The organism is Agromyces aurantiacus (assembly GCF_016907355.1).
In the GTDB taxonomy this organism is placed as follows: Bacteria; Actinomycetota; Actinomycetes; order Actinomycetales; family Microbacteriaceae; genus Agromyces; species Agromyces aurantiacus.
Genome location: NZ_JAFBBW010000001.1, coordinates 1716963 through 1734831 on the forward strand (window position 1 = coordinate 1716963; position 17869 = coordinate 1734831).

The following is a 17869-nucleotide window of genomic DNA, read 5'->3' on the forward strand; positions in this document are numbered from 1 at the left end:
CCGCGCGCCTACCGGGTCGGTTCGTCGAGCTCGGCACGGGAGTGCAGCGCGCGGTCGGCCAGGCCGGCGAGCGCGGCCTGAGTGGCGAACTCGGGTACGGCCAGGACCAACTCGTCGAACGTGCCCTGCGCGACCAGGCGTCCGCCGCTGAGGAAGAAGATGCGGTCGGCGTCCTTGATGGTCGCCAAGCGGTGCGCGACCGTCACGGTGGTGGTCGAACCTCGCAGCTCCGCGATCGACTGGGTGACCGCGGCTTCCGTCGCGGTGTCCAGTGCGCTGGTCGCTTCATCCATCACGAGCACCAGGGGATCGACGTAGAGGGCCCGCGCGATCCCCAGGCGCTGCCGCTGACCGCCCGAGAGTGCCATGCCGCGCTCGCCGATGCGGCCGTCGATGCCGCCGAACCGCGATTCGACCGCGTCGAGCATGTGCGCCCGGTCCAAGGCGGTTCGCACGCGTTCGGCATCGTAGGACCCGGTCCACGTGAGCGCGACGTTCTGGGCGACGGTGGCGTCGAAGAGCGACACCTCTTGGGGGACATAGGCGACGCGACGTCGCCAGGCCTCGGTGAGGGCGGTGAGCGGCACATCGTCGATCATCACCCGGCCCGCGGTGGGTTCGATGAGTCCCAGCAGCAGGTCCACGATGGTCGACTTGCCGGCGCCGGACGCGCCGACGAACGCCACGGTCGAGCCGAAGGGGATCTCCAGCGAGATCTCGCTCACAGCCTGCTCCACGTCGGGCGCGTACGTGAAGCTGACGGACTCGAAGCGGATGACCGAGGGGCGCTGGGGAAGCGGGAGCGATTCGCGGTCCGACAGGTGAGCCGTGAGCGCCTCCGAACGCTGGATCTCGTCCACCACGGCCTGCGCGTGCGGCGCGCTCACGTTGAGCTGCGAGAGGACACCCTGGAACCGGACGACCGACGGCGCCATGCGGAACCCCGCCAGCCCGAAGATGGCGACGGCCGCCGTGGCTCCGGCGATTCCGCCGGTGAGCCAGCCGACCAGGCCGACGATCCCGATCCCCACGATGATGGCCGTCTCGAGCGTGTACCGCGGGACCTGACCCAGGAACTGGGCGTTGGCGCGTGCCCGCGTGGAATGCGTGCGGTTGTCGCGAACGACCGCGGCGACGTCGTTCGCCATCCCGCGGAGCGTGACCTCCTTGAGCGCGGCGATCATCTCGGTGATCAATCGCGATGAGCGCAGCGAATAGCGCAACGCGACCAGACCAGCCTGCCGGGTGCGACGGGAGATCTGCCGGTTCAGGAAGAGTCCGACGAGCCCCAGGTAGACGAGCGTGATCGCGCCGATGAACGGTTGGGCCACAGCCAGCACCGTCAGCAGCGTGACGAAGTTCAGCGCCTCGCCGATGAGCGAGGCGCCCGGGAGCACGAATCCGGCGATCGTCGTGGCGACGCTCGAGTCGGTGATCCGGACGAGGTCGGAGGAGTTTCGTCGCAGTCGCTCGATCCACGGCGCGCGCGTGAAGCCCTCGAAGACGCGTGACCCGAGGTCGAGCTCGTACGCGGCGAACCGCCGCGTCGCGGCCCAGTAGAGCACGAGCGCGAGGACGCCCTTGAGGACGATGAGCAGGCAGACGATCGCAAGCGGCACCAGCACACCGGCCCCGGAGATCTCGCCGAGAATCGGGAGGGTCACGGCCTGCCCGCCCACCAGTGGCGAGAGCACGACGGCCAGGAGGGCGAGCGCGGCGCCGTCGAGGATGGCCAGCAGACCTTGGAGGATCGCGTACCACAGCAGGAACCGTCGAGCCGCACGCGGCAACGCCGACAGGACCTGCTGATACAGACGCCAGTTCGCCTTCATCGGCTGGGCACCTCCGCGTGAGCGTCGCCTGCGCTGAGCGCGGCGAGGAAGACCCGGCCCTCGGCTTCGGCGTTGAGCACGTCGGCGGCGCGGTGCGACGCCGCCTTCATCCGTGCGACGTCGCCGGCGGCGAGTCGTCCGAGGGTCGCCGCGAGATCGGAGGACTCGAACCCCTCGACGACGACGCCGTTGCCGAACTCGCGAACCAGCTCAGCCATGAGCGGACTTTCGCCCACCACCAGCCCGAGGCGGCCCTGCACCGCCTCGAAGAACTTGTTGGGAAGCGCGAACTCGAGGTTCCGGCCGAGAGGCCGGTAGAAGATGATCTCGAGGTCGTAGGGGTTGATGTGCTGCGCGATCTCGCGCATCGGAGCAGGCGGGACGATGGTGATCCGTTCACGCGCCGGATGCGCGTCGATCAGCGACTGCAATCGGTCGATCACGGCGGGATTCGGCATGAGCATGAACGTCATCGTGAACCGCTCGGGGAGGACGCGCATCGCCTCGAGGATCTCGGTGAACCCGCGCTGCCATGCGGCGAGACCGTGGAAGAGCAGGCGGATCTCGCCCGGGTCGACGTCACTCGGCTCCTGCCGGACGAACGGCGGGATGTTGCGAACCGGCGTGGGCGGTGCGATGCCGAATTCCTCGACGTAGAGCCGGCCGATCGGCTCGTTGACCACCGATCGCGTCCGGAACGCCGGGTCTCCGATGTGCTTGCGGATCCAGCGGTAGTGCCCCGAGGTGAGGCGTCCGCCCAGTGTCTGCCGTCGCAGCCGTGGATTGTGGTACTCGTGCAGGTCGAGGTGCAGGTGCGCGGAGCGCGCGTGCGGGGTGAAGACGGTCGGATCGCCGACCATCGGGCCGAACTCCGTCTCGTTGAACACCACCAGCTCGTAGTGTCCGACGCGCAGGCGCTCCTTCGCCTCGGCTGGGATCCGATCGACGAGCTGCCGACGGAAGCCGATCCTGTGCGGAAGGACGAGCTGCGCCGCGAGCACCCCGACACGGGTGGTCGACCAGCGCGACGGGGCCCCGAGCGGGTAGTGCCGTCCGACTGACGAGGTGGGCCGATCGCCGAGCCCGACGGTGTCGACCTCCCAGCCCGAGCCGGTCAGCCAGTCCACCTGGCGGCGCACGCGCGGGTCGGTCGCGATCTCGGAGTAGGAGAGCACCAGGGCCGCACGCGACTGATTCGGGATCGCCACTCGAACTTCACCTTCCGCGCCGTTTCGTCGTATTCCAGGGACGGCCCGACTCGCTCCACGGACGTGGCACGGACACCTCGTGGCTGGCCGCCCGGCTCGCAGCGACTGGCACCGCCCCGATTCTACCGGGCGTCGTGCGGGCGCTCGTTCGCGCCGAGACCGGACGACCGGGCCGGCTCCGAGTCCGCCGCTGTCCCTGGACCGAGGAGGAAGTCGCGCAGCACCGCCGCCGCCGCCGCAGGGCCGTGGAAGCGCTGCACGAACCCGGGGCCCCGCGCGGCGATGGCGGCGTAGTCCGAGGGACGGGCGGCGATATCCCGCAGCAGCCCGTCGAGCGTGTCGGGATCCGCCTGGACGACAGGCGGGTCCTCGCCGGTGGCGTCGGCGATGTGGCGCCGGACGGAGTCGTCCAGTCGCGCGATGACCAGACGGCCGGCCGCCATCGCCTCGATCGATGTGGTCGAGTAGATGCCCAACCGGAACTGATCCAGAACGACGTCGACCGAACCGTACAGCCCGGGCATCATCGAAGCGGGGACGCCGTGCACCTCGCGATAGTCGATGGTTCCCTCCGCCTGCAACCGCAGAAGGGTGGGCTCGATGAGCGCGGTGCCCTTGATCACCGGGTTGGTCGGCGCATGCAGCACCCGCGGTCGGCCCTCGAGGATCGGAATGCCGGCAGCCCAGCGCGCCGCGTCGACGATGTTCGGGAGCCATGTCGCCGAGGGCGCATCGGCGATCAGGTCCGGCGTCGACACGAAGACCGGCAGGTCGAACTCGTCGAGGATCCGGCCGTTCTCAGCGGCGAGGTCCTCGAGCACGGTTCGTAGCGGCCACTCCGGCTCGGTGAACGGCGACCACGGACTGTCGTCGGCGTGTCGGCTCGGGAGGCGGAGATCGCTTCCGTGCGAGACGAACCCGACGCGGACGCCCGCATCGAGCATGGCGTGGATCTCGCGTCGCAGGTCGCCGCCGAATCGGCGACCGAGGATGGGACGCTCCGCTTCGATCAGCACATGGGTGAACGAGCGCACAGCGGTCCACTGCGAGTCCGACCAGCGTCGCGAGTGAGCCGCGACGCTGCTGGGCACCGCGGCGTCCGTCCCGAAGCCCGGATTCCGAGCGGGGACGATCTGGAGGTTCACAGCGTCGACGCCCGGGAGCGTGCTCGCCGCGCGTGCCCATTGGAGGCCCTGCTCGGCGTAGTTCGCCGGTGCGATGAGAAGCCGCACGTCCCCGCCCGGGACTGCGACCGGAGGCGGCACATCCTCCCGCGAGTAGCCGAGGACGGTCGGGAACGCGCGCTCCGCGATCGTGTCCGGCAGCGCCAGCACCATCCGGCCGGCGGTCCGGCGCATGGACGAGACGATGCGGCTCATGCCGCGGCCCGGTTGCGAGCGGCCGAGCGAACCACTTCCGCGGCGCTCTCGGCGCGGACTTCGGCAGAGGCCCGTTCCCGTGCCCAGCGAGCGAGCCGCTCGCGGATCGCGCCCTGGGGTGGATTCTCGAACGCGGCGATCATCGCGGCGGCGACCGCCGCGGGATCATGCGACACCGCCACGCCGAGCCGCTCGTCCTCGACGAGTTGGGCGCCTGCGCCGACCCCGGCGAAGAGCACCGGCGTCCCGCAGGCCGCCGAGGCGAGCACCTTGGTGGGGAGGGCGAAGTCGTATCCCTGACCCGGCTTCAGACTCACCAGTGCGGTGCGCGCCGACCGCAGCCAGGTCGCCGCGACGGTCGGCGGGACCTGATCGACGAATCGGACCGCGTCTGGTGCGACCTCGGCGGCCTGCCGTCGCAGCGAAGACCAGGCGCTCCCCTGTCCGACGAAGGCGATCCGAGCGTCGGGGAATCGGTCGAGCACCTCGGGCATCGCGAGCACGAACACCTCCGCGCCCTGCCACTCGCTCGTCGTGCCCGCGTAGACGCCCCACGGCGCGTCCTCGAGGGTCGGACCGTCGGCGGTGAACACGCCCGTGTCGATGCCGTTGGGCACGACACTGACACGAGCACCGGGCACGAGCGCCGCGACGCGCTCCGCGACGCCGTCGGTGACGGCGATCACGCCGGACGCGCCCCGCATCGCGACCTGCTCGACCCGCCGCACCATCGAGGCGACGAAGCCGGGAGCGCCGGTGGACACCACGCCGTGGGTCCAGACATCCGGGGCGTAGTAGACGTACGGCGTGCGCCTGACCGCGCAGGCGAGGCGGACGAGGAAGCCGGTGGTGGGCGGCGGCTCGACCACGACCACATCGGCCCGTCGAGCGAAGAGCACCCGGAAGAAGGCTGGCACGTCGAAGCTCAGGTACTGCAGGTAGCCCCGCACGTTTCCGCCGCGGTCGCGGAGCACTGGCGCGCGGCGAACACGGACGCCCCGGACCTCAGTGTCGCCTGCGCCCGGCATCGCGCGAGGCGGGCGGCTCGTCAGGACTAGGACGTCGTCGCCACCGCGAGCGAGTGCCATCGCCAGGGCCGCGAGCCGGAAGGAGGCTGCGGCCGGCTCGGGCGCGTAGATGCGACTGACGATCGTGACGCGCATCGTCAGAGCGCGAGCGGCTCGGCCATCCGGGCCGACTCGAGCGCCGCCTCGATGACGGCGAGCGTGCGCAGGCCCTGCTCCATCGTCACGACGTGGCTGGGCCTGCCGAGCACCGCATCGCGGAACGCCTCATGCTCGACCCGGAGGGGTTCGCGCTTGGCGATCGCGAAGCGCGTGACGTCGCCCTCGGACACGCCCCGGAATGCCGAGATGCTCTCCCAGACGACGGGCACGGTGCCGTTGGCGTAGAAGGTCAGGTCGCCCGTCGCGGTATCGGCCACGAACGCGCCCTTCTCGCCGGTCACGATGGTGACCCGCTCCTTCATGGGGCTGAGCCAGTTGACGAGGTGGTTCACGATAACGCCGTTCGCGAGGCGACCCGTCGCCGCGATCATGTCCTCGTGCTCGCGCCCGCTGCGGAAGGTGGTCTGCGCGGAGATGCCGACGTACTCGCTCTGCGCGACCCACGCGGTGAGGTCGATGTCGTGCGATGCGAGGTCCTTACCGACGCCGACATCGGCGATCCGCGACGGGAAGGGACCCTGACGGCGGGTCGCGATCTGGTAGACCTCGCCGAGGTCGCCGTCCTGGATGCGTCGGCGAAGCTCCTGCAGCGCAGGATTGAACCGCTCGATGTGACCCACCGCGCCGACGAGCCCAGCGGCGGCGAATGCATCCACCATGCGCTGTCCGGCCTCGACCGAGTGCGCGATGGGCTTCTCGATGAGCGCGTGGACGCCGGCCGCGGCGAGCTTGATCGCGGCATCCTCGTGGAATCGGGTCGGCACCGCCACCACGGCGATGTCGATCCCCGCGTCGATGAGGGCGTCGATGTCGGGCAGGACCGGGAGGTCGCCTGCGACGCCGTGCGGATCGCCGCCCGGGTCGGCGATGGCGACGAGTTCGACCCCGTCGACCTCGCGCAGGACTCGGGCGTGGTGCCGGCCCATCATGCCGACGCCGAGGAGACCGGCGCGCAGGCTCATCAGGCACCCGCCTTCGCGACGGCCGCCACCGCCGTGACGATGCGGTCGAGATCGGACGCCGTCAGCGACGGGTGAACCGGCAACGAGACCACCTCGCGGGCCGCGCGCTCGGTCTCGGGCAGGTCGAGACCGGGCGCGTACGGTGCGAGTGAGGGCAGGCGGTGGTTCGGGATCGGGTAGTACACGCCGCTCCCGACGTTGTGCTCGTTCCGGAGCGCCGCGACGAACCCGTCCCGATCCTCCGTGACTCGGACCGTGTACTGGTGGTAGACGTGCACCGCGTCGTGGGCGACGGGCGGAATCACGACGCCGGAGAGATTGGCGTCGAGGAACGCGGCGTTCTCGCGGCGTTGCGCTGTCCAGCCGTCGACCTTCGTGAGCTGCACCCGGCCGATCGCGGCGTGGATGTCGGTCATGCGCGCGTTGAAGCCGATGACCTCGTTCTCGTACTGCTTCTCCATGCCCTGGTTGCGCAGCAGACGGACGCCTCGAGCGAGCTCGGGGGAGTCGGTGGTGACCATGCCGCCCTCGCCGCTGGTCATGTTCTTGGTGGGGTAGAGGCTGAACATCGCGAACCGGCCGAAGGTGCCGACCGGCCGTCCGCCGAGCGAGGCGCCGTGCGCCTGCGCCGCATCCTCGAAGAGCGCGACGCCGTGGCGCTCCGCGATCTCGGCGAGCTCGCGCATCCGAGCCGGGTGACCGTAGAGGTGCACCGGCATGATCGCCTTGGTGCGCGGCGTGATCGCGGCCTCGACCGCGACGGGATCGAGTGAGAACGTTTCGGGTTCGATGTCGGCGAACACGGGCTTGGCGCCCGTCAGCGCGACCGAGTTGCCGGTCGCGGCGAACGTGAACGACGGCACGATGACCTCGTCGCCGGGGCCGATCCCCGCGGCGAGCAGTCCGAGGTGCAGCCCGGAGGTGCCGGAGTTCACCGCCACCGTGGGCCGGCCCGCGACGAAGTGCTGCGAGAACTCCTCCTCGAATGCGGCGACCTCCGGCCCCTGTGCGACCATGCCGCTGCGCATCACGCGGTCGACGGCGGCGCGCTCCTCATCGCCGATGATCGGCTTGGCCGGGGGGATGAATTCGTCACTCGTCATCGTTGTTCAACTCCAGGAGGATTCCGTCCCGCTCGATGTAGCGGGCGTTGGTGTCGGGGCACGTCCAGACGCCGTCGCCCGAATCTTCGAGGCGGCGGCCCGAGCGCCCGACCCAGCCGATGCGCCGGGCCGGGACGCCGGCGACCAACGCGAAGTCGGGAACGTCGCGGGTCACGACCGAGCCGGCCGCGACCGTGGACCAGGCGCCGATCCGGACCGGCGCGACGCAGACCGCGCGCGCGCCGATCGAGGCGCCCGTCTCGATCCGCACGCCCACCGGCTCCCAGTCGTGCGCGCTCTTGAGGGAGCCGTCGGGATTCACCGCTCGGGGGTACGTGTCGTTCGTGAGCACGACACCCGGCCCGATGAAGACGCCGTCGGCGAGCTCGGCGGGCTCGTAGACGAGTGCGTAGTTCTGCACCTTGCAGTTGTCGCCGAGCGTGACGCCAGTGCCGATGTAGGCCCCGCGACCGACCACGCAGTTGCGGCCGAGGACGGCGCGCTCGCGCACCTGCGCGAGGTGCCAGATCGAGCTGCCGTCGCCGATGCTCGCATCGCTCGAGACGTCGGCGGAATCGACGATTCGCACGCCGAGGCTCGTATTCACAGAGGGCTCCTGAAGTGGGTCAGCGGGAGTGGGCACCGCCGACCAGAGTACCGCCTTCTGCAAGAATGGACGCATGCAGCAACCCCCCGAGCCGCCGGTCGCGGACCCCCGACGGCACGCGGCGGACACGTGGGTCGTCGTCCCGCTCTACAACGAGGTGACCGTCATCGGGGACGTCATCCGGGTCCTCCGCGAGTCGTTCGACCACGTCGTGTGCATCGACGACGGCAGCTCCGACGGCAGTGCGGCCGCGGCCGCCGCTGCCGGTGCGCGCGTGCTCCATCACCCCATCAACCTGGGCCAGGGCGCGGCGCTGCAGACCGGCTTCGCCTACGTCGGTGCGCAGCCGAGCGCGCGGTACCTCGTGACATTCGACGCCGACGGCCAGCATCGCGTCGAGGACGTGCTCGAGATGCTCGACCTCGCCAAGGCCGAGGATCTGGCCATCGTCTTCGGCTCGCGCTTCCTCGACACTCGCACCGACCCGGGCATCATCAAGCGCGTCATCCTGAAGACCGCGGTCTGGGTGACCAACCTCACCACCGGCCTGCGCCTGACTGATGCGCACAACGGCCTGCGTGTGATCCGGACCGACGCCGTCCGCAGGATCGAGCTCGAGCAGGATCGCATGGCTCACGCGACCGAGATCGTCCTCAAGCTGGGGCGCACGAAGCTGCCGTGGCGCGAGTACCCCGTCGAGCTGCTCTACACCGACTACTCGAAGGCGAAGGGCCAGTCCGTGCTCAACTCCGTGAACATCCTCGTCGACCTCCTGGTGCGGTGACCCGATGCTGATCCAGATCGTCCTCGTCGTCGGCGTGCTCCTCGTCGGCCTCTACCTCGCGCGCCCGGCCGCCGGCGACAGCCACCTCGCCATGCGCCGGCTGTTCATGCTTGGCTTCGTCCTCGTCGCGGTCGTGTCCATCCTCTTCCCGCAGTGGCTCACGTGGCTCGCCAACCTCATCGGCGTCGGTCGAGGAACCGACCTGCTGCTGTACGCCCTCGTGCTGGCGTTCCTGGTGACCGTCGCGAGCGCCTACCGCCGCAATGTCGTGCTCAACCGCAAGCTGACGCAGCTCGCCCGCGAGATCACGCTCGCGAGGGCCGAGGCCGAAGACGCCACCCGCGATGTGAAGTGAACCCTGCCGGGCCGGAGGCGTGCCCCCCGACCCGGCAGGCCCCGCTCAGGCCGGCAGCCCGATGACGCGGTGGATGACGCCGTCCCACGCGGCCGGGTCGGTCACGCGACGGCCGTCGACGAGCGCGCGCACGCCGGGCAGATCGCTCGGAGCCAGCTCGCGATAGTCGGCGTGGTCGGTCTGGATGATCGCCGCGTCCACGTCGGATCCGAGGTGGTAGGGCGTGAAGCCGAGCCGCGACAGCTCCTCGTCGGTGTACAGCGGGTCGTGCACGAGCACCTCCGCGCCACGCGCGCGCAGCTGCTCGACGAGGGGGAAGATGCCGGAGAACGCGGTCTCCTTCACGCCGCCGCGGTACGCAGCGCCGAGGGCAGCGACCCGAAGGCCGCCGAGGTCGCCGAGCGCGCCCTCGAGCATCGTGACCGCGTGCGCGGGCATGTCGGCGTTCGCCGCCCGGGCGGCCCGCACGATGGTCGCCTCGGGGTCGTTCCAGAGGTACAGGCGCGGGTACACGGGAATGCAGTGGCCGCCGACCGCGATGCCGGGGCGGTGGATGTGGCTGTACGGCTGCGAGTTCGAGGCGTCGATCACCTGGTAGATGTCGATGCCGGCGGTCTCGGCGAATCGGGCGAACTGGTTGGCGAGGCCGATGTTGACGTCGCGGTAGGTCGTCTCGGCGAGCTTGGCCAGCTCGGATGCCTCCGCCGACCCGAGGTCCCACACGCCGTTCGGCTTGGGCAGGTCGGCACGCTCGTCGAAGTCGAGCACCGACTCGTAGAACTCGACCGCGCGCGCCGCGCCCTCGGGGCTGAGACCGCCGACGAGCTTGGGGTACTTGCGGAGATCCTCGAACACGCGCCCGGTGAGCACGCGCTCGGGCGAGAAGACGAGATGGAAGTCGGCGCCCTCGGTGAGGCCCGACCCCTCCTCGAGCATCGGCTTCCAGCGCGTGCGCGTCGTGCCGACCGGCAGCGTGGTCTCGTAGGAGACCAGGGTGCCCGGCGTCAGGTGCTCGGCGAGCGAACGGGTCGCGGCATCCATCCAGCCGAAGTCGGGGCGCGCCTCGTCGTCGACGAACAGCGGGACGACGAGCACGACCGCGTCGGCTCCCGGAATCGCGTCGCCGTAGTCGGTGGTCGCTCGCAGGTTACCGGCGGAGACGGCCTGCGCGAGCATCTCGTCGAGGTGCGCCTCGCCGGGGAAGGGCTCGACACCCTGGTTGACCAGGTCGACCGTGGTGGCGTTCACGTCGACGCCCACCACGTGGTGGCCCTTCGAGGCGAACTGGACGGCGAGCGGGAGGCCGATCTTCCCCAGTGCGACGACGGCGATCTTCATGCGGTTTCGTTCTCCTCGGTGGATGGGGGCGCCGGACGGCATGACGCTCCAGTCTACGTGGGGCGCCGTCGTTCCCGGGCGGCTCCCGGGACCGGCCGCTCAGGGTGGCGCCCCTATGCTGTCAGGGTGCGGATCGTGGTCACCGGGGGAGCCGGGTACATCGGCTCCCACGTCGTCCGCCTGCTGCGCGAGCGCGGAGACGAGGTCGTGGTGGTCGACGACCTCGTGACCGGCGACCGGCGCCGCGTGCCCGGGCTCGAGGTGGTCCGGCTCGACCTCGCCGGCGGCGACGCCGTCGACGCGCTCACCGGGGCGCTCGACGGCGCCGAGGCGGTCATCCACTTCGCCGCCCGCAAGCAGGTGGCCGAGTCCGTCGCGAGGCCCGCCTGGTACTACCGGCAGAACATCGGCTCGCTCGCCGCGCTGCTCGAGGCCGTCGACGCGGCCGGCGTCGGACGCGTCGTCTTCTCGTCATCGGCGGCGGTCTACGGTGCCACCGAGGGCGCGGCCATCCGCGAGACCGACCCGACGGTTCCCGTGAACCCGTACGGCGACACGAAGCTGGTCGGCGAGCGGATGCTCACCGCCGCGGTCGCGGCCGGAGGCGTCCGTGCGGTCAGCCTGCGCTACTTCAACGTCGCCGGCGCGGGCTGGGACGAGCTCGGCGATCGCGCGGTCCTGAACCTCGTGCCCATGGTGTTCGAGCGGATCGACGCGGGGGAACCGCCCGTCATCTTCGGCGACGACTATCCGACGCCCGACGGCACCTGCATCCGCGACTACATCCACGTGCTCGACCTGGCGCACGCGCACATCCGGACGCTCGACGCGCTTGCCGGGGGAGGGCCGCGCCACGACGTCTTCAACGTGGGCACCGGGCGGGGCTACTCCGTGCGGGAGATGATCGACGCCATCGCGGCGCACACGGGTGCCGTCCTCCCGCCCGTCGTGCGGGACCGCAGGCCCGGTGATCCGGCCGTCGTCGTGGCCGACCCCTCCGCGATCCGCGATGCGATCGGGTGGTCGGCCGAGCGCGGCCTCGACGAGATCGTCGCCAGCGCCTGGTCGGCGCACCGCTCCGCGCGCGGCGCGTGATCGCTCCGAAACACGCGTCGAATATCCTGAGCCGACGCGCATCGGACGTGCGCGACCAAGTCAGGGGAGGGCCGCGAGGATGACCGTGGGCGGGACGGCGGCGGTGGAGGATCGCGTGATCCCGCGTGCTCGGGGGCTCGCGTCCTCGCGCAGCGTCGTCTGGGTCGCGTTCGCGTTCTTCGCGATCCTGTCCTCGCTCTGGGCGCTCGCGAGCCCGGTCTTCTCGGTGCCCGACGAGAACGCCCATGTCGCCCGGGCCGTCGCGCTGATGCACGGCCAGATCGTGGGCGAGTCCGTCGAGGGACGCAAGCACCCGGTCGTGCGAATGCCGGAGGGCTACGACTATCACGACGGCATCATGTGCTTCGTCGGGGAGCCCCAGCACTCGGCCGAGTGCGGCATCGACTTCGGCGACGGCACGGGCTCGCGGACCGTCGAGACGTGGGTCGCCGCCTACAACCCGATCTACTACGCGATCGTGGCGTGGCCGAGCCTCCTGACGGATGATGCGACGGCGGCCGTGTACGCGATGCGGATCCTGAGCGGGCTGCTCTGCTCGGTGCTGCTCGCCTGGGCGTTCCAGCTCGCCCTCGCACCGCCGGGTGCCCGGTGGATGCCGCTGGGCGCGGCATTCCTGGCGACGCCGATGGTGGTGTACTTCGCCGGCTCGGTGAACCCCAACGGCGTCGAGATCGCCGCGGGCGCCGCGCTCTGGATGGGTGCGCTGCGCCTGCTCGAGCGATTCGCGGACCCGCCCCGACCGGACCGTCCGCCGAGGTGGTACCTCTGGACGGTCGTCACGGTCGCGGCGGTGCTGCTCGCCAACGCGCGGGCCATCGGACCGCTCTGGGTCCTCGTCATCGCCGTGGCGTGCGTCGCGGCGGTCGGCTGGCGATCGGCCGGGCGGATGTTCGCGACGCGCGCGAGCTACCCCTGGCTGGCGGTCGTCGCGGCGGCCTCGATCTTCTCCGTCGGGTGGACGCTCGGCACGGGCGGCGCGGCGAGCCAGGCCGACACGACCGACGCGCCGTTCGTCGGCGCATCGCCGCTCGTCGGGGTGGTGGCGATGCTCCGGCGCACCGGAATCTGGGCGCAGCAGGCGATGGGCGATTTCGGATGGCTCGACACCCCGCTGCCCACCGAGACGTACTGGCTGCTCGTCGCTCCGCTCGGTGCCCTGGTGCTGCTCGCCGTGACCGGCGGCGACCGGCGGGGCGTGCTCGTGGTGGTCGGCGCCCTCGCCATCGCGGTGCTCGTGCCGGCACTGGTGCAGGGGATCCAGATCTCGCGGACCGGGCTGATCTGGCAGGGGCGCTACGGGCTGCTGCTCTTCCTCGCCGTGCCGCTGGCGGCCGGCTGGGCGTTGTCGCGGCCCAGTGGCAACCGGCTGGCCTTCCTCGCACCCCGCTTCACCTGGGTCGGCGGCATGCTGCTGTGGGCCTATGCCGCGTACGCGTTCGTGTGGGTCATGCGTCGTTTCACGAGCGGCGTTCCCGATCCGGTCGACGGCTCGACCTCCGGAGCGGCCTGGGCGCCCCCGCTCGGAGCCGTCGCGCTCTGCGTCCTGTACGCGCTGGCCACGCTCGCGTTCGCGCTCTGGGTGGGACGGCTGGGCACGCTCGTCGCCCGAAGCGATGCGACCGGGGCCCGGCATGGCTGAGTCGTCGCCGCGGCGGATCGCGATCGCCTACGACTGCCTCTACCCGGTCCACCACGGCGGAGGCGAGCGGGTCTACCGGCGCATGGCCGAGCTGTTCGTGGAGCGCGGTTCGCACGTCACGTACGTCACGCGCGCCGACTGGCCGGCGGATGCCGCGCCGAGCGCGCCGTTCGACCTCGTCGGAGTGTGGCGCGGCGAGATCCACGACGCCGACGGGGTGCGCACGACCTCGAGCGCGGTCGCGTTCGCGTTCGCGCTGTTCCGCCACTTCGTGCGTCACCGGGGTTCGTACGACCTCGTCGTGGTCGCCGCGCTGCCCGTGCTCAACGTGTTCGCGGTGCGGTTGGCGCTGCTGGGCGCGCCGACGCGACTCGTCGTGGACTGGCTCGAGGTGTGGCCCGCCCGCAAGTGGCGCGCGTACGCAGGTGCGGTCACGGGCACCGTCGCGTGGGTGCTGCAGGCCCTGGCCGCGCGTGTCGGCGACGTGCTCACCGTGAACAGCGGCTTCACGCGCGAGCGGCTCCGGCGGCACCGCCCCGACGCCGACCCGATCGTGCTCGGGCTCGTGGACCTCGTGGGGGAGGAGCCGGATGCCTCGACGGCGGCGCCCGAGCACCCGGTCGTGCTGTTCGTGGGGCGGCACATCGCCGACAAGCGCCTCGGCGCACTGCCTCCCGCGCTCGCCGTCGCACGCGAGGAGCTGCCGGGTCTGCGGGCACTCGTGGTCGGCACCGGGCCCGAGACCGACGCGGCCCGGGCGGCCGCACGCGAGGCGGGGGTCGAGGAGGCGATGGAGTTCCTCGGCCGCGTGGACGAGCCGACGCTGCGCCGGCTGTTCCGGGAGTCGAGCGTCCTCGTCAATCCGTCGGCCCGCGAGGGCTTCGGCCTCGTGGTTGCGGAGGCGGCGGCCGCGGCCACGCCGAGCGTGGTCGTCGCGGGTGAGGACAACGCCGCGGCCGAGCTGGTCGTCGACGGCGTCAACGGCGAGGTGGCGGCGGAGGTCGCGCCCGCCGTGCTGGCCGCAGCGATCGTCGACGTCGTCCACGCGGGCGCGCCGCTGCGCGCGCGCACACTGGAGTGGTTCCGACGGGAGCGGAACGAGCGCGGCCTCCGACGGTCGGTCGACCTCATCCTCGAGCGCGCCGCGGCGTCCGACGCGCGCCGGGCGCGCTGAGCCGCGCCTTCCCCGCCGCTGTCTCGCGTCGGTCAGCCGTCGAGCGCGGCCAGCAGCGAGGCCCGGGTGCCGGCCGCGGTGCGCTCCCACGAGAACGCGGCGGCGCGCTCGAGCCCCGCGCGCGCCATCCGCTCGCGCTCGACCGGATCGGCGCAGACCCCCTCGATCGCCCGCGCGATCGCGCCGACGTCGAGCGGGTCGACGTAGCGCGCCGCGTCGCCCGCGACCTCGCGCAGCACCGGCAGGTCGGAGCAGATCACCGGGCAGCCGCGCGACATGGCCTCGAGCGTCGGCAGGCCGAATCCCTCGAACAGCGTGGGGAAGACGAGCGCCGTCGCCTCGGCGTAGAGCTCCTCGAGCCGCTCCGCGGACACCCAGCCGACGAGCTCGACCCACCGGCCGAGCCCGAGTCGCTCGACGACGGAGGCGAGCGGGTCGTCCCCGTGGCTGCCGGTCACGACCAGGCGGGGGCGCGCCGGCTCGGGCACCCGGGCCAGGGCCGCGAGCAGCCCGTCGAAGTTCTTGTGCGGCATCCGATTGCCGACGGCCAGCAGCACGTCGTCACGACGTGCGACCCCCGCGGCGGGTCCCGCCCCCGAGCCCGCCAGCGGCACCACGTCGACCCGCGACGCGGGCACCCCGAGCAGGCGCGCGAGGTCGTCGCGGGTCGCCTCGCTCACGGTCAGCACGCGGCGCGCGATCCGAACCGCCCGGCGGATCATGGCCCGGAGCACGATCGCGTACGGTCCCGGGACGTAGTCGGGGTGGCGGAACGCCAGCAGGTCGTGCACGGTGAGCACCACCGGCACGCGCGCGAACGCCGGCCCGAAGTTGGCGGGACAATGCACGAGGTCGGCGCCCAGGCGACGCGCGGCTCGCTCGACGGCGAGCAGCTCGCCACGCGCCCACGCGACGCGGTCCTCGCCGCGGATCCTCGTCGCGACGAGCCGCCCGGGGAACCAGGGTGCACCCGCCTCGGCGAGCTCCGCCGACGCGAGCCCGACGAACTCGAGGTCGGGGTCGTCCGCGGGCAGGCGCGAGTAGACCTCGCGCACATACGACTCCATGCCGCCCTTCCTCCCCGTGTGGAAGAGGAGGTCGACCAGCACGAGGCGCCGCGTCATCCGGCGCCCGCCACGGCCGAGCGCGCCACCCGACGGCGCCGCGCGAACTCGTAGATGAGCGCCGAGGCCAGCTCGGCGACGAGCAGGCCGGCGAAGACGGCCCACAGGCTGCCGACCGCGAGGCCGGCGGCCGCGAGCGCGAACGTGAGCACCGACACGATCGCGCGCAGTCCGGTGAGCAGCGCCACCTCGCCGCGCCGCCGCAGCGCCGCGAAGGGGATCGTCGTCGCGAGCGACGCGGCCCGCCACGCGCAGGCGAGCAGGAGCGGCAGCAGCGTCGCCGACTGCGACCACGCGTCCCCGAACAGGAAGCCGAACAGGCCGAGCGCCTCCGCGATGAGCAGCGCGACCACCGCCGCGACGACCGCGCCCGCCGACACCACGATGTCGAGCGTCGAGTGCTCCTTCAGCAGGCGCAGCCGCATGAAGTTCAGGGGGATGGCGAGCAGCCCCGACACCGTCGAGATCGCCGCGAAGAGCACCGCCTCGGCCGGACCGAGGAAGGCCAGGATCATCGCGTTCAGCAGCGGGTACACCGCGCCGGTGATCGCCGTGTCGGCCACGACCCATCCCATGACGCGCGGCTCCGGCCGGCTCGCGCGGTGCTCGACCGGCATGCAGCGCACGACGGTCGCCGCGACGATGCCCGCGACCAGCGGCGCGAGCGCCCACGACTGGCCCGCGAATCCGGCGAGGACACCGGCGAGCGCGCCGAGCCCCACGAGCAGGGACGCCCAGATCTCGCGCCTGTCGAGCCGTTCGGCGACCGAGACGCCGCGGCCCACCTCGAGCGCGGCGACGAGCACGGGCAGGCCGACCGCGAGCGCGACCACGTTCGGCCCGGCCACGACGATCGCGGTCCCCGCGACGACGGACGCCGCGGCGAGCCACAGCGGGAACACCACGCGCCGGTCGGTGCCGGCCGAGCTCAGGCGCGACTCGACGATGACGGCGAACGCGAGCTGCCCCGCGAACGTCGCGACCGTGACGGCGACCGCGATCACGCCCTGCTCGGCGGACGTGAAGAGCCGGGAGGCGATCGACACCGTCGCGGCGGGGATCACGGCGAGCGAGACCCCTCCGAGCAGGGTGATCGCGCTCATGGTCGCGCGGCGCAGCCGCATGGGCGCCGGGGCCTCGAGGCTCATCGCACCACCGCCGTCGTCCGGACGGCGCGACCGAGCGTGCGACCGAGCACGCCCTCGAGGCGGCCGAGGAACACCCACCAGCCGTCGAGCAGGGCGTAGTCCCGGCGATGCCGGAGGCCGAACGCGAGGCCGCCGCCGACGAAGGCGAGGCGCCAGCCCGCCGGGTACCGCCAGCGGGTGACCACGAGGCCGAGTCCGCGACCGTAGGCGCGCAGCTTGTGCCGTCGCGCTGCGGCCTCGAGGCCGTGCGCATCGGCGATGCCGCCGACGTGGACGGCGCGGGGGAGCCATCCGAACGAGCGCGCGAGCTCGGGTCGGCGGGCCGCCATCCGCAGCAGCAGGTCGGTCGCCTCGCCGGCCTGCCACGGCGTCGGCGCACCCGTGCCGAGGGCCGGATCGAAGCCGCCGATGGCGTCGAACTCCCGGCGCCGGATGAGCAGTCCCATCTCGATCACGCTCCACACGTTCCACCGGTCGAGCGGAGTGCCCTCTGCGGGAAGCGAGAACTTCGGGCCATGCTCGTCGATGACGGTCATCGCACCGGCCCGGAGGTCGTCGGGCAGTGCCCGCAGCAGCTCGACGGTGGCGGCGGGGAACCACGTGGTGTCGTTCGGGAACACGAGCAGCGGGTCGTCGCCGTTGAGGGCGTCGACGCCGTGGTTGCGGCCGTTGGCCGCGCCGGGTTCGGAGGTCGTCACGACCACCCGCGCACCGCCGGCGTCGAACGCGGCGACGAGCTCCTCGACCTCGTGCGCGTTGCGCTGCGCGACGACGACCAGCTCGTCGCCCGCGACGAGCCGGCCGTCGAGCGACTCGAGCAGCCGCCGAAGCCGGTCGACCCGGCCGAGCGTCGAGACCACCAGCGCCAGATCCACGATGTCTCATTCTGTACGATGAAGACGCCTTCTCCGTA

16 protein-coding genes are annotated in these 17869 nt (G+C 72.0%); 5 read left to right on the top strand and 11 right to left on the bottom strand.

The window, feature by feature from the left end:
• Nucleotides 1–8: 8 nt before the first annotated feature.
• The 7 genes from JOD46_RS08140 to JOD46_RS08170 form a co-directional block, all read right to left on the bottom strand.
• Entirely contained in the window at nt 9–1832 is a 1824-nt protein-coding gene (locus JOD46_RS08140; protein WP_204393224.1) for an ABC transporter ATP-binding protein, read from the bottom strand.
• Nucleotides 1829–3040: a glycosyltransferase family protein gene (locus JOD46_RS08145; protein WP_204393226.1), complete on the bottom strand. Its 1212-nt coding sequence runs from the start codon at nt 3038–3040 to the stop codon at nt 1829–1831. The genes JOD46_RS08140 and JOD46_RS08145 overlap by 4 nt, the downstream gene beginning before the upstream one ends.
• Before the next feature lie 122 nt (nt 3041–3162).
• The gene (locus tag JOD46_RS08150; RefSeq protein ID WP_204393228.1) at nt 3163–4377 is read right to left on the bottom strand and encodes a glycosyltransferase; all 1215 of its coding nucleotides are present in this window, start codon (nt 4375–4377) and stop codon (nt 3163–3165) included.
• A 38-nt stretch (nt 4378–4415) separates the two neighbouring features.
• A complete protein-coding gene (locus tag JOD46_RS08155; protein ID WP_204393230.1) occupies nt 4416–5582 on the bottom strand; it encodes a glycosyltransferase family 4 protein in 1167 nt (388 codons plus the stop codon).
• 2 nt (nt 5583–5584) lie between these two features.
• Nucleotides 5585–6571, bottom strand: a complete 987-nt coding sequence (locus tag JOD46_RS08160; protein ID WP_204396415.1) for a Gfo/Idh/MocA family protein — start codon at nt 6569–6571, stop codon at nt 5585–5587.
• Nucleotides 6568–7671, bottom strand: a complete 1104-nt coding sequence (locus JOD46_RS08165) for a DegT/DnrJ/EryC1/StrS family aminotransferase (protein ID WP_204393232.1) — start codon at nt 7669–7671, stop codon at nt 6568–6570. Before JOD46_RS08165 ends, JOD46_RS08160 begins: the two co-directional genes overlap by 4 nt.
• On the bottom strand, nt 7661–8260 hold the full coding sequence (locus JOD46_RS08170; protein WP_307834962.1) for an acyltransferase: 600 nt from the start codon (nt 8258–8260) through the stop codon (nt 7661–7663). The genes JOD46_RS08165 and JOD46_RS08170 overlap by 11 nt, the downstream gene beginning before the upstream one ends.
• Nucleotides 8261–8351: 91 nt before the next feature.
• Here JOD46_RS08170 and JOD46_RS08175 point away from each other — a divergent pair, with 91 nt between their 5' ends.
• Both JOD46_RS08175 and JOD46_RS08180 read left to right on the top strand, forming a co-directional pair.
• Nucleotides 8352–9062, top strand: coding sequence for a glycosyltransferase family 2 protein (locus JOD46_RS08175; protein WP_204393236.1), 711 nt, complete (start codon nt 8352–8354; stop codon nt 9060–9062).
• 4 nt (nt 9063–9066) lie between these two features.
• Complete coding sequence (locus JOD46_RS08180; protein WP_204393238.1) at nt 9067–9417, top strand: DUF2304 domain-containing protein; 351 nt, start codon at nt 9067–9069, stop codon at nt 9415–9417.
• 45 nt (nt 9418–9462) lie between these two features.
• Here JOD46_RS08180 and JOD46_RS08185 read toward each other — a convergent pair whose 3' ends face one another.
• Complete coding sequence (locus JOD46_RS08185) at nt 9463–10755, bottom strand: nucleotide sugar dehydrogenase (RefSeq protein ID WP_204393240.1); 1293 nt, start codon at nt 10753–10755, stop codon at nt 9463–9465.
• 126 nt (nt 10756–10881) lie between these two features.
• On the opposite strand from JOD46_RS08185, the gene galE reads away from it, so the two are divergent.
• The 3 genes from galE (at nt 10882) to JOD46_RS08200 (ending at nt 14684) form a co-directional block, all read left to right on the top strand.
• Nucleotides 10882–11850, top strand: a complete 969-nt coding sequence (gene galE / locus JOD46_RS08190; protein WP_204393242.1) for a UDP-glucose 4-epimerase GalE — start codon at nt 10882–10884, stop codon at nt 11848–11850.
• Nucleotides 11851–11935: 85 nt separating this feature from the next.
• A complete protein-coding gene (locus JOD46_RS08195; protein WP_204393244.1) occupies nt 11936–13510 on the top strand; it encodes a DUF2142 domain-containing protein in 1575 nt (524 codons plus the stop codon).
• Nucleotides 13503–14684, top strand: coding sequence for a glycosyltransferase family 4 protein (locus JOD46_RS08200; protein WP_204393246.1), 1182 nt, complete (start codon nt 13503–13505; stop codon nt 14682–14684). The genes JOD46_RS08195 and JOD46_RS08200 overlap by 8 nt, the downstream gene beginning before the upstream one ends.
• A gap of 32 nt (nt 14685–14716) precedes the next feature.
• Here JOD46_RS08200 and JOD46_RS08205 read toward each other — a convergent pair whose 3' ends face one another.
• From JOD46_RS08205 to JOD46_RS08215, 3 genes are read right to left on the bottom strand one after another with little or no spacing between them, the layout of a single operon-like run.
• Nucleotides 14717–15808 carry a glycosyltransferase family 4 protein gene (locus JOD46_RS08205; RefSeq protein ID WP_204393248.1) on the bottom strand — a complete coding sequence of 364 codons (1092 nt, stop codon included), beginning with the start codon at nt 15806–15808 and terminating at the stop codon, nt 14717–14719.
• Nucleotides 15805–16956, bottom strand: a complete 1152-nt coding sequence (locus JOD46_RS08210; protein WP_204393250.1) for a hypothetical protein — start codon at nt 16954–16956, stop codon at nt 15805–15807. Before JOD46_RS08210 ends, JOD46_RS08205 begins: the two co-directional genes overlap by 4 nt.
• A complete protein-coding gene (locus JOD46_RS08215) occupies nt 16953–17831 on the bottom strand; it encodes a glycosyltransferase family 2 protein (protein WP_204393252.1) in 879 nt (292 codons plus the stop codon). The genes JOD46_RS08210 and JOD46_RS08215 overlap by 4 nt, the downstream gene beginning before the upstream one ends.
• Between the last annotated feature and the right edge of the window lie 38 nt (nt 17832–17869).